Raw genomic sequence first — 12992 nt, 5'->3', positions numbered from 1 at the left:
TAAGGTGTTGAGTGAAATAGTATGGCATGAAAACAACCAAATACGGCATTCAGCTTAAGCCAGTGGCTTATGTACTGCCATCATGTAATTGACATCGACATTTTGAGCCAGCCAATAACGCTTGGTCAGCGGATTATAATGCAAGCCAATAATATCTTGACGTGTGAATCCAGCATCAATTGCCATTTTGTCTAGCTCAGCTGGCGTAATAAATTTGGCATAGTCATGAGTGCCGCGATCGAGCAAACGCAATACATACTCTGCGCCAACGATGGCAAACAGATATGATTTAGGGTTTCGGTTAATCGTCGATAGTACGCAGACACCGCCTGGTGCCAATAACTCAAAACACGCCTGCACAATCGAGCTGGGATCAGGCACATGTTCGAGCATCTCCATACAAGTCACTACATCAAACTGACCTGCATGAGTTTTGGCTAGTTCTTCTACTGGGATATGCTGATAGCGCAACGTCTCATGTAAAGCGCTTTGCTCTGCATGCAGCGCTGCCGCCTTTAGATTTTCGGTACCCAAGTCAATCCCTGTCACATCCGCACCGCGACGTGCCATAGACTCTGACAATATACCGCCGCCACAGCCGACATCGAGCACTTTTTTTCCAGCCAAGCCGGTTTCAGCCATTTTATGAATGTCCGTATCAGCACTGTCATTTTGATAACTACGCTTGACGTTTTCTTCTATCCAATTTAAACGCAGTGGATTTATTTCATGCAAAGTCCCAAATGCACCCGTCTTACTCCACCATTCACTTGCCAACTTATTAAACTTGTCGACTTCGCTAGGATCTACATTAATGGCGGTAGCCGTTGTATCATCAAGACTGCTGTTTGCTTGCTCATTCAAAGAAGGCGAGGAAGATAGAGCTGAGCTCATTGCATTTTTCCTTTATTGTCATTATCGTTGTAATCATATACAGTGCACAATTATGTACCTAATATTAGCATGAGAGCGGCAGCTTTGTCGTGAGTACATGGTCACCGATTGTGAATACTCTTAGCAAACGTTCATACTTTCTGTACCGTTTTTTTAGAGGATAGATGCCTCAAACAGCTTAAAATCTAAATAATAAGACGCTAAAATAATTCCAAAAAACGCGGTGAAATAAGCCTTAAATAATGGCTCACAGCTTTACAACCATTAGTTAAGAATCGGATTCACAAGCAACTATGTTTTACGTTATTATAGTCGATACGTCGCTATAGTTCGATTATACTCGACACTGTCTCGTTTGGGCACTTTAAAAACCTGTGCGCTATACCCAAAACCATACGATACTAAAACATCTTAACAAACCCTAAGTTTTCACACCTCAAGGATAAAGTATGAAACGTGTCATCACACTGACTGGTCTGGCCATGGCCATTGGACTTGCCACTATGGGCGCACAAGCTGCCGACTATGTCGCCGGAAAAGACTATCGCGTGCTAGACAATCCAGAAAAAATCAGCGGTGATGCTATCATTGTTCGTGAGTTTTTTTGGTATGGTTGCCCGCATTGTAACGTTCTTAACCCACATATGGAAAAATGGGCTAAAAACAAAGACAAAGACGTTGCCTTTTTCAAAACGCCAGCAGCGCTTAACCCTGTCTGGGAAGCCAACGCTCGTGGTTTCTATGCCGTGCAGCTGCTAGGGTTTGAAGACAAGACTCATGACGCGCTATTTGATGCCATTCACAAAGATGGTAAGAAAATCTTTGACCAATCATCATTAAGCAAATGGTATGCATCGAAAGGCGTTAATGAGAAGAAATTCAATAGCCTTTATAACTCATTCGCCGTTGGCACAAAAATTGGTCGTTCACAAGCAGGCGCTAAGCGTTATCAGCTCTCTGGTGTGCCAGCAGTCGTCGTGCAAGGCAAATACGTTGTAACTGGTGAAAGCGCCACTGTACCTAAAGTCGTTGACTATTTGGTTGACAAAGTGCGTGCTGAAAAAAAATAAGTTAAGTACTAATATAAATTAGGTACCGTTATAAATTAGGGACTAGCATTTATCTATAAGTGTCATTTGTACCTAAATGCTCTTACCCATAAAAAAGCCAATCACTTGATGATTGGCTTTTTTTATTTGCAGACTAAATTAATTTATAAGTGGAAATATTGTATAAATAGTGGTCAAAGTTATTTAGCCACTATCATCTTATTACTTTTCTTTTTTCAATTGCGACAAAATAGTGACTTCACGAATATAACTGGCTAAATCTGCTTTAGACTCTGCCATCAGCTCATCATCTTGGGTATGTTTAGCGTACTCAATCCATAACAGTAATTGATACATACTATTTTGTTCAGATGCTTGGTATTGTTTAACGAACTGCTTAAGCGTCCCTTCATCATTAATATTTAAACGCTCAAACCAACTTTCTATTTTTGAGACCTGTTCTTTAGGGAAAAACGCATCAAATAATGCTTTTACCAATTCGTGGCGGTTTTCTTCACTAATCAGCTTACCAACGCGCTTGGTTTGGCGAATACGAGCATTAGCGCTGGTGATATCGGCCAATGCCATGAGTTCTGCCATAAAATAGTCACTGGCTGGCAGATTTTTGAGCTGCTTTTTCGATAAGCTGGCAAGTGGTATCGACAACTTCTGCAAGCGCTCATGGGCTTTTTTGAGTTCAGTGCGCGAGACGCGCATATCCTGTTCTTTCCAGTCAATCATAAAAGCTTTCCAAAATAATAAATAATAAAATTAACAGGGGCATGTCCTCATTTTAGGAATAGTAATAAAAATGAAGATATGCCCCAGTGTTTACCAATAACTACCAACGATTTTTTTCACGATGTTTCGCCAGCACTTTTATACTTTGCGGCATAACATCGGCAAGACGACGTTGTAAATTATCGGTGATGAATACTGAACGATGCTTACCACCAGTACAGCCAATAGCCACTGTCACTGTATGGCGGTTATTGTGTAAAAATTCGGGCAACCAACGGGTTAAAAACTTATCTATATCATCAGTCATCTCAGCCACTTCTGGATAGTCGGCAAAAAATGCGGCAACTTCCGTGTCTAGACCTGTCGAAGTACGCAATTCAGGATTCCAATGCGGATTCGGCAAAATTCTCACATCAAAGACAAAATCTGCATCAATAGGACTGCCATATTTAAAGCCAAAAGACAGCAGATTAATCACAATCTGATTGTCCACGCCGACATGTTCACGCAACCTGTCTTTCAATTGATGAATATTCAAATTGCTGGTATCAATTCTGATATCGGCATGACCTGCGATAGGCTCTAACAGCTCCACTTCTTTTTTAATCGCGGCAGGTAGATTAAAAGCAATGTGCTTGGCATTGTCACTATCGATATCCTGCGACATCAGCGGATGTACGCGGCGTGTCGCATTAAAACGTGCTATCAAAGTGCTTTCTTGCGCGGTTACATACACCACTTTGACCGCATGCGCCCCGTATGTTTTTTTTAGGGATGCATGCATCTCTGCAAAGTTGGATAGATCCGCTCGCGGTGTTCGAATATCAACACCAAGCGCAATACGACGAATCCCACTTTCATTGACCAATTTATGCGCAGCATCCGGCAATAAGGATAACGGTAAGTTATCAATAGAATAATATCCTAAATCTTCTAAGATATTTAATACTGAGGTTTTACCTGAGCCTGAACGCCCTGATACCACTAGGATACTGAGCTTATCGGTTGCTATTTTACACGCTGCCTGCTCAGATTGACTGTTATTTTCACCCTGACTCACATCCATGATTCACCCATTCTAGTCCATTGCATCCTGCAAATTACTATGTCACAACGATTGATCCACCGTCACCAATTGATTGTCTAACAAACGTGCACGTCCTAGCCAAGCAGCGACTAAAATCATCAAACTCTCATTTTCTGCATTAAAAGTTAAAGTATCATTAGTGAGTGACTCTAGCGTATCGGTTTTAATGTCTAAATAATCAATAATGAAGCCAGCATCCGTAATACGCTGATGCGTTTCTGCTAGCAACGACTGAACAGCTTGTTGGTTCTGTTCACCTTTTTCTAACTGCTTTGCGAGATATTGTAGCGCTTGATGGATAACAGGTGCTACCTCACGTTCAGTAACACTTAAATATTGGTTACGCGATGAAAGCGCCAAACCATCTGCAGCGCGGACAATAGGTGCCCCTATAATTTCAATGGGATAACTTAAATCACGTACCAATTGCTTAATAATCGCTAATTGTTGATAGTCTTTTTGTCCAAAAACAGCAATATCCGGTTGTACGATATTGAACAGTTTAGAGACGACAATACCAACACCGTCAAAATGCCCAGGGCGTGATTGACCACATAATTGAGTGGTAATAGCACCTGCAAGAACAGAGGTCGGTGGCGGTAAGACTGGGTACATCTCTTCAATACTGGGCGCAAACACATAATCAGTATCGACCGTTGCTAGCTTAGCGACATCCTCATCAAGCGTGCGAGGATAACTATCAAAGTCCTCTCCCGCGCCAAATTGAGTAGGGTTAACAAAAATACTAACCACAACGATCTCAGCATGTTGCTTGGCTATTTTTACTAACTCAAGATGACCGGCATGCAGATTGCCCATCGTTGGCACTAAAGCGATGCGCTGTGGGCCATCTTGATTGTCAGTTTTTTGTCCACGATAAGACTGTAAAGCCGTACGCAATGCGGAGATATGATGATGAATGATTGGCATGGTTAACTATTCTTCTACTGATAATCGTAAAAACTAAAATGTTAGCTAAACTGGTGCTGCTCGGTTGGAAAACTGCCTTCACGTACTGACTGCTGGTAAAGGGCAAATGCGCCTTCGATACTGTGCTTGCTATTACGCTCATCGGTCAAAAAGTCATGAATAAAGCGCGGGACACGGCCGTGTGCCATACCTAGCATGTCATGCATGACCAACACTTGACCATCCGTATCTGCACCAGCACCAATCCCAATAACTGGCACTGCGACGGCTTCCGTCACTGCTTTTGCAAGCTCAGCAGGTACGCATTCTAACACTAGCAGCGCAGCACCTGCCGCAACGACTGCTTTCGCATCAGCAAGCAATTTATTAGCCGCTTCGTCACCACGACCTTGGATTTTATAACCACCAAACACATTGACTGATTGCGGTGTTAATCCTAAATGCACACAAGTAGGCGTCCCTGCTTGCGCCAAAGTCGTGATTAAATCGCAAAGCTCACTACCGCCTTCAATCTTAATCACATGCGCGCCCGCCTGCATCAGCTGGCGACTATTGGCAACCGCTTCTGGTAGGGTGACATAGCTCATAAACGGCAAGTCGGCCAAAATCAGCGCGTGTTTATTACTACGGGCAATATTGGCCGTATGATAAGCCATATCATCGACCGTAACAGGTAACGTTGAGTCATGACCTTGCACCACCATGCCCAAACTGTCACCGATTAAAATCGTATCAATCTCTGCTTTTTCCATCATGCGTGCAAACATCGAGTCATAGCACGTTAAGCAAGTGAACTTGGTGCCATCTTTTTTGAATTTTTTTAAAGTAGATAACGTCGTCATATGATCCTCGATTAACCTTTAGTACCTTTTAGCACCTTTAGCTGTCTCTAGCTATTATTCTGATTGTGATCAAAAATTTTAGCAATCTTTTGGTATAAGTGTTTTACCTTAAAAGAAGTGAACGCTGTCACTCTTTTATAATAGATTGGCTACAGTAATTTTAAGCCTGTCCAATCTTTGCTAAGCGGATAATCATCTATCGATTTGCCAGCAATGGTAAGCGCTGGGGTTAACTCTCGCAGTGGTAATAAGACAAAATTACGCTCAAACAATCCAGCGTGCGGTACGGTTAATTGTGGCTCAGTGATTTGCGCCTCACCGTATAACAAAATATCGACATCCAAACTACGCTCACCCCAACGCCGTATTCGTGCACGTTTAGCCTCTTTTTCTAACTGTTGACAGTAGGCAAGCAACTCAAAAGGCGGCAATATCGTCTCAAACCCAGCGACGGCATTAACAAAATCAGGCTGATCTTGCGGCCCCATAGGCGCTGAAGCATAAAACGAAGAAACACGAACCGCACGTATTTGCTTATGCTCTTGCATCGCGGCGATTGCCTGCTGCAAATGTTCTACTGGTGAACCCAAGTCGTTAGACAAATTGCTACCCAAACCTACGTAGCAGATTACCCAATTCGCGTTGCCCGCATCGTTAGTAATATTAGACATTGTCAGTACTAGGTTGGCGACGGCGACGTTTCGATGGGATAGGGCCTTTATTGTCATTTACACTACTCATACCAGCATTGCCGTTAGCAGCTTGGCTGGTTTTAGCAGACTTTGCTTCTGTCGTTTTGGCTGGTTTTTTAGCACTTGCAGGTGTCGTAACCTTCGCCACTTTTTTGCGCTCAACCGTTTTTTTAGCCGGAACATCTGTTTTATCAGTAAGCTGGGCTGCTGGCTTAGGTGCTTTTTTTGCATACTTTGCTACAGCTTTAACGTCGTTGTTAGTCGTTACTTGCGCCTCTGTATTACTAGCAATATTTATACTATCTGCACTCGGCTGACGACGGCGACGCTTATGCGGTATCGGCTCATTATTCATACTGACGAGCGCAGGCGATCTTGCTACCGAGCGAGCCACAAACGAAGGCTTAACCTCTGACTGTGTTGCTTTTGGCTGCTGAGCTTGATTTGAGCGATCAGGTTTACTATCAGCCTTACTATAAGAGTTGGCATCAGAACTAGTATCCTGATTTTTTAGCGCTTTCTCAGTTAATACACTCTTATGGGCAGGTTTTTTCTGCGCCGCCTCTTGACGACTATCAGGTTTATCACCATTTGATAGCTGCTTCTGCAATGGTGGCACAACTTTTTCGTGCTCAATTACAAAGAGTGGTGCAGGCTTGGAATGATGGCGTTTATTTGCCGCTTGGTTGCTGCTATTGGCAAGGGATAGCTGTCGTAACTGAGCAAGCTCATGGCTGTCTTGATTTGCTTGCTGTGATTTCTGACCTTTATTTGTATTGCTACTAGATTGCTTAACAGAGACTGATTGACTGGCAGCGCGGCGACGGCGTGCTGGAATATTTGACGGGTCATTTACCATATTCTGATCATTCCTACCCTGCTCAGCAGTATCATTGGCTTTGCTGTGCTTGGTATTTTTTTGATGAGATATTGAGTGATCGATGCTATTTGACTCTGAATTTTGATGATTACGCCCACGACCACGCTGCGCTTGTTGCCCTTTTTTATAGGCACCGCGACGAATATTTTCATCAAAATTATCAATGGCTTGCTGCTGCTCTCGTTCAGACAATGTCTGATAGGTCTGCCACCAATCGCCCATACCATTGGTCGACTCTGATAACGGATGCTCAGCATCACCGCATTGCTCACGCAATAATAAAAAGTCAAAACCTGCGCGAAAACGTGGATGCTCAGAGAGTTGGACGATTTGTTTGCTACGCGGGGCTGCAAGTCTTGGCTGCAATATCCAGATATCACGGATAAACTGCTCTGCAAATTTAGGAATCGCGGTCTTGATACGTTGACGATCAATCACTTTACCAGCGGCGTGCATTTGCGCTTCAGCAAACGGCATATTTCGCTTCTTGGCTTTTGCCAACTGATGCAGATAGTTTTCCCATAATAGCGCGGCATAAAAGAAAGCCGGATTGATACTTTTGCCCGCAGCAATACGTTTGTCGGTATTAATAGCGACTTGATTGACCAGTGCACTTGGCTCAGATGGTGGGTAGATGATTAAGCTATCAATCGCCCCTGACTCAAACAATAGCGGCAATAATGGCACCAGATAACCACCGGTAAACATCTTCTGCGTCTCATCATAGAGGCGATGCGGTGATATTTGCTCAAGCAATGCCCAGTTGCCATCATGAAACTGATCGGCTAACTCGTCATCAAACTCAAAACCGAGCTTGGCTTTGAAACGTAAAGCACGCAACAAACGTACTGGATCTTCTTCGATACGCACTGGCGCATGGCCGAGCAGACGAATGATTTTATTATTAATGTCGTCAAGCGCACCGCAAAAATCATGAACCACGCCTTTAAGTGGTTGATAATAAAGCGCATTAATAGAGAAATCACGACGAGAGAAGTCTTGTTTGATATCACCCCAAACATTATCACGCAGGATCATACCGTCTTGATTGGTATTAGCATCATTGGTTGGTGGACCACGGAAGGTAGCAACCTCAATCAACTCACGGCCTGAATACACGTGCGCCAACTGAAAGCGGCGACCGATAATGCGGCAGCGCTTGCCAAAGACGTCTTTGATCTCATGCGGCTTGGCATCAGTGACAGCGTCAAAGTCTTTTGGACGTAAACCCAATAAGGTATCACGCACGCCGCCACCGACGATATAGGCATCAAACCCAGCTCGGTTTAAGGTGGCAATCACTTCAGTAATGGAATTGGGTAATTCAGATTTATTCAGTTCTAACTGCTTGGCGGCACGCTCGGCCATGCATCTACTCCTCGCCGGTATTCTTTAACCACCCCTGATGAACACAGCGTTTATCAGGCGGATGTACCTGCTAGTTTAACAAATTTTGCGCCTAGTAGGTGTGTTATGACTGATACTTACGTGCTATTTTGTCAATATTGGGGTTAATTAAAGCAAAATACTGCCCTTAATCTTGTACGCGTAAACGTCCTCGATTTTTCTCAACCGTTTTTGCACCAATACCTTTGACCTTTGCTAACTCATCCACTGTCTTAAAATCACCAAACATCTCACGATATAAAATAATCGCTTGGGCTTTGCTGCTGCCGATACCGTTTAATGAAACGAGCTCACCTTCACTAGCACGATTGATATTAATGGTGGCTTGGTCACGTACCTGTATTTTGGCACTTTCTTGCGCCAATAGATATTCATAAGCCCTTTGAGGATTATCAAAACAAGGCGCAGCTTGAACACTGTTCAACATAAAAACCGCCAATATTAGACTGAAAACAGTCATATTGACCAAGCTAACAAACGAGGCCTTATGATAAGCGTTCATGACGATCGTTCATGTTGTTTCGCTGCTTCCCATAACGCATCCAACTCTGTTATATCGCTGTCTTCTAAACGCTTGCCAGCCGCAGCTAACTGCGCTTCAATATAACCAAAACGTGATTTAAATTTATGCACACACGTTAAGGTGGCTGCTTCTGCATCAAGATTGAGTTTACGGGCGACATTGACGAGCGCAAACATACAATCACCCAGCTCTTTTTCAATATCGCTAATATTGGCTTTGCTTGTGTTATATTCAGCAGCATCTTTTGATTTATCTATCAATTCGGCCTTTAACTCGGCAATCTCTTCATCTAACTTATCTACTGCCCCTGCGACGCCTTCCCAGTCAAACCCTAACTTTGACGCCTGTTTTTGCACATCTTGCGCTTGCATGAGCGCACTGCCCGCCTTGGTATTGTCTAAACGACGTTTTGGTTTGCCTCGTGCCTCGCGCGCTTGCTGCTCTTCCACTTTAATCTCATCCCAACGAGCTTTTACCGCCGTGTCATCTTCAAGGGTTTCAGCCTCAAATACATGCGGATGACGACGAATGAGCTTTTCTTGTAAAGTGTTAATGACATCGCTCATATCAAAGCGACCCTGCTCCGCATACATCTGACAATGAAACACCACTTGCAGCAGCACATCGCCTAGCTCGCCTTTGATATCCTCATCGTCATCGCTTTGTACCGCTTCGCCTAACTCATAGACTTCTTCAATCGCATAGGGAATTAGGCTGTGATTGGTTTGTTTTTTATCCCACGGACAGTCAACACGTAGCCGTGCCATCAACGCCAATAAATCGTCTAATTCACCACTAGCAGTTGGCGTTCCTTGTGCTGGCGTAGGCGCTACTATTTTATTGTCGAGAGTATTCATAAGGGAGGCTCTTATATTTTTGCTTATCGTTCAATTTAGCAGTTAGTGTATCATTGAACCTTGATTGGCTTATAATTGTGCTATCTATTTTATTATTTTACCACTGCACACGCGCAAGGAATTTTATCATTATGTCTACGTCTGCGACCATTCGTTATCAGCCAGAAACTGCATTTAATCCCATTCTTATTGATTCATTTAAAGCTTATGATATTCGCGGCGAGCTTGGGGTAAATCTAAACGAAGCCATTGCTTACCGTATTGGTCGTGCTTTTGCACAGATTTTATTTCAGCGTTATGGTGCGGCGGTTGAGGCTCATGACAATGATATGGTAAATCTAAAACCTGCCATCGTTATCGGTAGCGATATTCGCCATTCAAGCGAACAGTTAAAACAAGCGACCATCAAAGGTATGCTAGATGCCGGTATCGACGTGATTGACTTGGGCATGACAGGTACGGAAGAAGTATACTTTGCCACCAGTCATTATCAAGCATTAGGCGGCATCGAAGTCACTGCCAGTCATAATCCGATTAATTATAATGGCTTAAAATTGGTCAAGGAACACTCAAAACCGATCAGTGCTGATGATGGTTTAGCAGAGATTCAAGCATTGGCAGAATCTGGGCAATTTACCATCGTAAATGAATTAGGAAAACTGCAGTTATTAGACGATAAAAGTGTTTATATTAATCACGTCATCAGCTTTATAGATACTGATAAATTAAAACCGCTTAAACTGGTTATTAACTCAGGCAATGGCAGTGCGGGCCCTGTGGTTGATTTATTAATTGATCAGCTTGCACAAGCTGGTGCGCCCATTGAAGTGATTAAATTGCATCACACTCCTGATGGCAGCTTCCCCAATGGTATCCCCAATCCAATGATTGAAGCCAACAGAGTCGCGACTCAGCAAGCCGTTTTGGAAAATAAAGCAGACCTTGGTATTGCCTTTGATGGCGATTTTGATCGCTGCTTTTTATTCGATGAACAAGGTGAATTTATTGAAGGTAGCTATATCGTTGGGATGCTTGCCCAGGCATTTTTGAATAAATACCCAAATGAGTCAATCGTCTACGATCCGCGGGTGATTTATAATACTGAAGCAGTAATTAGAGAACATAACGGTAAGGCTGTTATCAGTAAATCTGGACATTCATTTATAAAACAAGTCATGCGTGACTCTGGCGCTGTTTATGGCGGCGAGATGTCTGCCCACCACTATTTTCGTGACTTTTTCTATTGCGATAGCGGCATGATTCCTTGGCTGCTAACGATTGAGCTACTATCTATCACTGGTAAAACCTTGTCAGAATTGGTCAGCAGTTATATTAAAGCCTATCCAAGCTCAGGTGAGCTTAATTTCCGTCTTACCACCCATGATGCTCCAACGATTATTAGTGCTATTGAAGAAAAATTTAGCAGCGAAAGTCCGACCAAATCGACGCTTGATGGTTTGAGTTTAAACTTTGGCGAATGGCGATTTAATCTTCGCGCCTCAAATACAGAACCACTGATCAGGTTAAATATTGAAAGTCGCGGTAACGAAGATTTGCTCAAAGTCAAAATACAAGAGATCCAGCAATGGCTTGCTAGCCAAGGTGCTGTACCAGCGTGAATGAATACGGACAATTTCGACTAAAAATCAAAAAAGCTCGCTGATAATTATCAACGAGCTTTTTTAGCAACAGAAAAACTTGAATAGCGCTATTTAGCACGCCCAATACCCAAATAGTCACCCACTAAACTATTTATCTGCGAGCGTGTCATTGCATTTTGCGCATCAAATACTGGCATCGCTTGCTGATTAATTTTGGCAATATCTAGCTGATCTCGTGGCGACCAACTGATAATAAAAATAGCCTGAGCATCATCGATTTGACCATAAGGGTCAGCAATTAATTCAAGTAGTGGTTGCTGCTGATAAAGCGCGGCAAGCTCATCTTGTGCTTTATCGCTATAGACCAAAGTACGAATATTATAAGACCACAGCAATGCTAGTAATGGATGTATGGCTGAACTTGCGGTACGTCCTGAGCCTGCTTTATAACTACCACCCCAAATTATCACGGTTTTATTGTCAATAAAGCCATCAAAATACTGCCAGAATTTGCGAAATATCAGCTCTTTTTGGTCTTCGTTGATGTGCATGACTGACTGCAACAGCGGCATATCTAAACTGTGCGTTTGGCTGGACTGCTGTAGCTTAGCCAACTCAGTCGGCAAGGTATTACCACCAAAGCCCCAGCCCGCTTGTAGATAGCTGCTACCAACGCGCGCGTCTAGCCCCATGATACGGCTGACTTGTTTGATATCAACCTGTTGACTGTCCGCCAAGCGTGACATCTCATTCATAAAACTCACTCGCGTCGCCAGCATCGCCATGATACTGCTACGGGCAAACTCTATCGTTGCGATATCAGCGTGATGAGCGGCACGCGCATGCTGCATTAACGGCTTCAATACTTCTAGATGCTGGCTACTATTGGCTGTTTTTTCACCAAGCAACCACAGTGAAGGATTTAACATTGAGCTATAGGCATCGCCGTCTTGCAAGAATACAAACGGCACATAGTAGACCCACGCGCGCTGCAAACGCTGAGCCAGTGCTGCGACAACCCCTAATTTCTCAATGCCGCTTATAATCACGGGTAACGACTGCTGATGACTGTGGTTGAATGCGGTAATCCAATTGGCTTCTGCCCATACTGGCTTGATACTTTCCAAAAACAACCAATATAGCGACACTGTTTTTTGTTCATCAATAACACTCATCGCCTCATAGCGCTGTATAAGCTCATCTGCACTCTCAGGTAGAGCGTGACTGATAATGTATTGTTGCTGCTCATACATCTGCCACAGTGCTTGCAAATGATGCTCAAAGCCATATTGCTGTATTTGCTGTGTCAATAGTTCACTATCTGCATACAAATGCACGCGCTGACCTAGACTTGCCAGCACCACCGCACTGGTAACCGCTTCAATACTATGACCAATAAGCACACAAACCTCATTATGGTTGCTGCTTTGGGTCGTAGATTCATATTTATATTGAGAGGTAGGTTGGTTTATAAAATCAGCGCTCATGC

At 43.4% G+C, this 12992-nt stretch carries 12 protein-coding genes; 2 read left to right on the top strand and 10 right to left on the bottom strand.

The window, feature by feature from the left end; genetic code table 11:
* Positions 1-54: 54 nt before the first annotated feature.
* On the bottom strand, positions 55-894 hold the full coding sequence (gene ubiG, locus JMW64_RS01170; protein WP_201552426.1) for a bifunctional 2-polyprenyl-6-hydroxyphenol methylase/3-demethylubiquinol 3-O-methyltransferase UbiG: 840 nt from the start codon (positions 892-894) through the stop codon (positions 55-57).
* A 449-nt stretch (positions 895-1343) separates the two neighbouring features.
* Between ubiG and JMW64_RS01165 the strand changes: the two genes are divergently transcribed.
* Positions 1344-1964: a thiol:disulfide interchange protein DsbA/DsbL gene (locus JMW64_RS01165; RefSeq protein WP_201552424.1), complete on the top strand. Its 621-nt coding sequence runs from the start codon at positions 1344-1346 to the stop codon at positions 1962-1964.
* 201 nt (positions 1965-2165) lie between these two features.
* On the opposite strand, the gene yjgA is transcribed toward JMW64_RS01165, so the two are convergent.
* From yjgA to mazG, 8 genes are all read right to left on the bottom strand, one after another.
* Complete coding sequence (gene yjgA / locus JMW64_RS01160) at positions 2166-2684, bottom strand: ribosome biogenesis factor YjgA (protein WP_045443152.1); 519 nt, start codon at positions 2682-2684, stop codon at positions 2166-2168.
* Between the two features lie 100 nt (positions 2685-2784).
* Positions 2785-3750: an RNase adapter RapZ gene (rapZ, locus tag JMW64_RS01155; RefSeq protein ID WP_201552422.1), complete on the bottom strand. Its 966-nt coding sequence runs from the start codon at positions 3748-3750 to the stop codon at positions 2785-2787.
* A 42-nt stretch (positions 3751-3792) separates the two neighbouring features.
* Complete coding sequence (gene panC, locus JMW64_RS01150; RefSeq protein WP_201552420.1) at positions 3793-4701, bottom strand: pantoate--beta-alanine ligase; 909 nt, start codon at positions 4699-4701, stop codon at positions 3793-3795.
* A 41-nt stretch (positions 4702-4742) separates the two neighbouring features.
* On the bottom strand, positions 4743-5543 hold the full coding sequence (gene panB / locus JMW64_RS01145; RefSeq protein ID WP_201552418.1) for a 3-methyl-2-oxobutanoate hydroxymethyltransferase: 801 nt from the start codon (positions 5541-5543) through the stop codon (positions 4743-4745).
* Positions 5544-5692: 149 nt separating this feature from the next.
* On the bottom strand, positions 5693-6214 hold the full coding sequence (gene folK / locus JMW64_RS01140) for a 2-amino-4-hydroxy-6-hydroxymethyldihydropteridine diphosphokinase (protein WP_201552416.1): 522 nt from the start codon (positions 6212-6214) through the stop codon (positions 5693-5695).
* Positions 6207-8483, bottom strand: coding sequence for a polynucleotide adenylyltransferase PcnB (gene pcnB, locus JMW64_RS01135; RefSeq protein ID WP_201552414.1), 2277 nt, complete (start codon positions 8481-8483; stop codon positions 6207-6209). The genes folK and pcnB overlap by 8 nt, the downstream gene beginning before the upstream one ends.
* Positions 8484-8649: 166 nt before the next feature.
* Positions 8650-8949, bottom strand: coding sequence for a ComEA family DNA-binding protein (locus tag JMW64_RS01130; protein ID WP_227694019.1), 300 nt, complete (start codon positions 8947-8949; stop codon positions 8650-8652).
* Between the two features lie 71 nt (positions 8950-9020).
* On the bottom strand, positions 9021-9902 hold the full coding sequence (mazG, locus tag JMW64_RS01125; protein WP_201552410.1) for a nucleoside triphosphate pyrophosphohydrolase: 882 nt from the start codon (positions 9900-9902) through the stop codon (positions 9021-9023).
* Positions 9903-10033: 131 nt separating this feature from the next.
* On the opposite strand from mazG, the gene JMW64_RS01120 reads away from it, so the two are divergent.
* Positions 10034-11521 carry a phosphohexomutase domain-containing protein gene (locus JMW64_RS01120; RefSeq protein WP_227694017.1) on the top strand — a complete coding sequence of 496 codons (1488 nt, stop codon included), beginning with the start codon at positions 10034-10036 and terminating at the stop codon, positions 11519-11521.
* Positions 11522-11610: 89 nt separating this feature from the next.
* Here the strand turns inward: JMW64_RS01120 and JMW64_RS01115 are convergent, their stop codons facing one another.
* On the bottom strand, positions 11611-12990 hold the full coding sequence (locus JMW64_RS01115) for a UDP-glucose/GDP-mannose dehydrogenase family protein (protein ID WP_201552408.1): 1380 nt from the start codon (positions 12988-12990) through the stop codon (positions 11611-11613).
* Positions 12991-12992 lie beyond the last annotated feature (2 nt).

It is taken from the genome of Psychrobacter immobilis, from assembly GCF_904846065.1.
In the GTDB taxonomy this organism is placed as follows: Bacteria; Pseudomonadota; Gammaproteobacteria; order Pseudomonadales; family Moraxellaceae; genus Psychrobacter; species Psychrobacter immobilis_H.
This window is presented reverse-complemented; position numbering and strand designations above follow the sequence as displayed.

Coding starts and splice junctions, on each gene's coding strand:
- mazG (WP_201552410.1), bottom strand. CDS start 9,902: ATGAATACTCTCGACAATAAAATAGTAGCGCCTACGCCAGCACAAGGA.
- panB (WP_201552418.1), bottom strand. CDS start 5,543: ATGACGACGTTATCTACTTTAAAAAAATTCAAAAAAGATGGCACCAAG.
- folK (WP_201552416.1), bottom strand. CDS start 6,214: ATGTCTAATATTACTAACGATGCGGGCAACGCGAATTGGGTAATCTGC.
- JMW64_RS01165 (WP_201552424.1), top strand. CDS start 1,344: ATGAAACGTGTCATCACACTGACTGGTCTGGCCATGGCCATTGGACTT.
- JMW64_RS01130 (WP_227694019.1), bottom strand. CDS start 8,949: ATGTTGAACAGTGTTCAAGCTGCGCCTTGTTTTGATAATCCTCAAAGG.
- panC (WP_201552420.1), bottom strand. CDS start 4,701: ATGCCAATCATTCATCATCATATCTCCGCATTGCGTACGGCTTTACAG.
- rapZ (WP_201552422.1), bottom strand. CDS start 3,750: ATGGATGTGAGTCAGGGTGAAAATAACAGTCAATCTGAGCAGGCAGCG.
- pcnB (WP_201552414.1), bottom strand. CDS start 8,483: ATGGCCGAGCGTGCCGCCAAGCAGTTAGAACTGAATAAATCTGAATTA.
- JMW64_RS01120 (WP_227694017.1), top strand. CDS start 10,034: ATGTCTACGTCTGCGACCATTCGTTATCAGCCAGAAACTGCATTTAAT.
- JMW64_RS01115 (WP_201552408.1), bottom strand. CDS start 12,990: ATGAGCGCTGATTTTATAAACCAACCTACCTCTCAATATAAATATGAA.
- ubiG (WP_201552426.1), bottom strand. CDS start 894: ATGAGCTCAGCTCTATCTTCCTCGCCTTCTTTGAATGAGCAAGCAAAC.
- yjgA (WP_045443152.1), bottom strand. CDS start 2,684: ATGATTGACTGGAAAGAACAGGATATGCGCGTCTCGCGCACTGAACTC.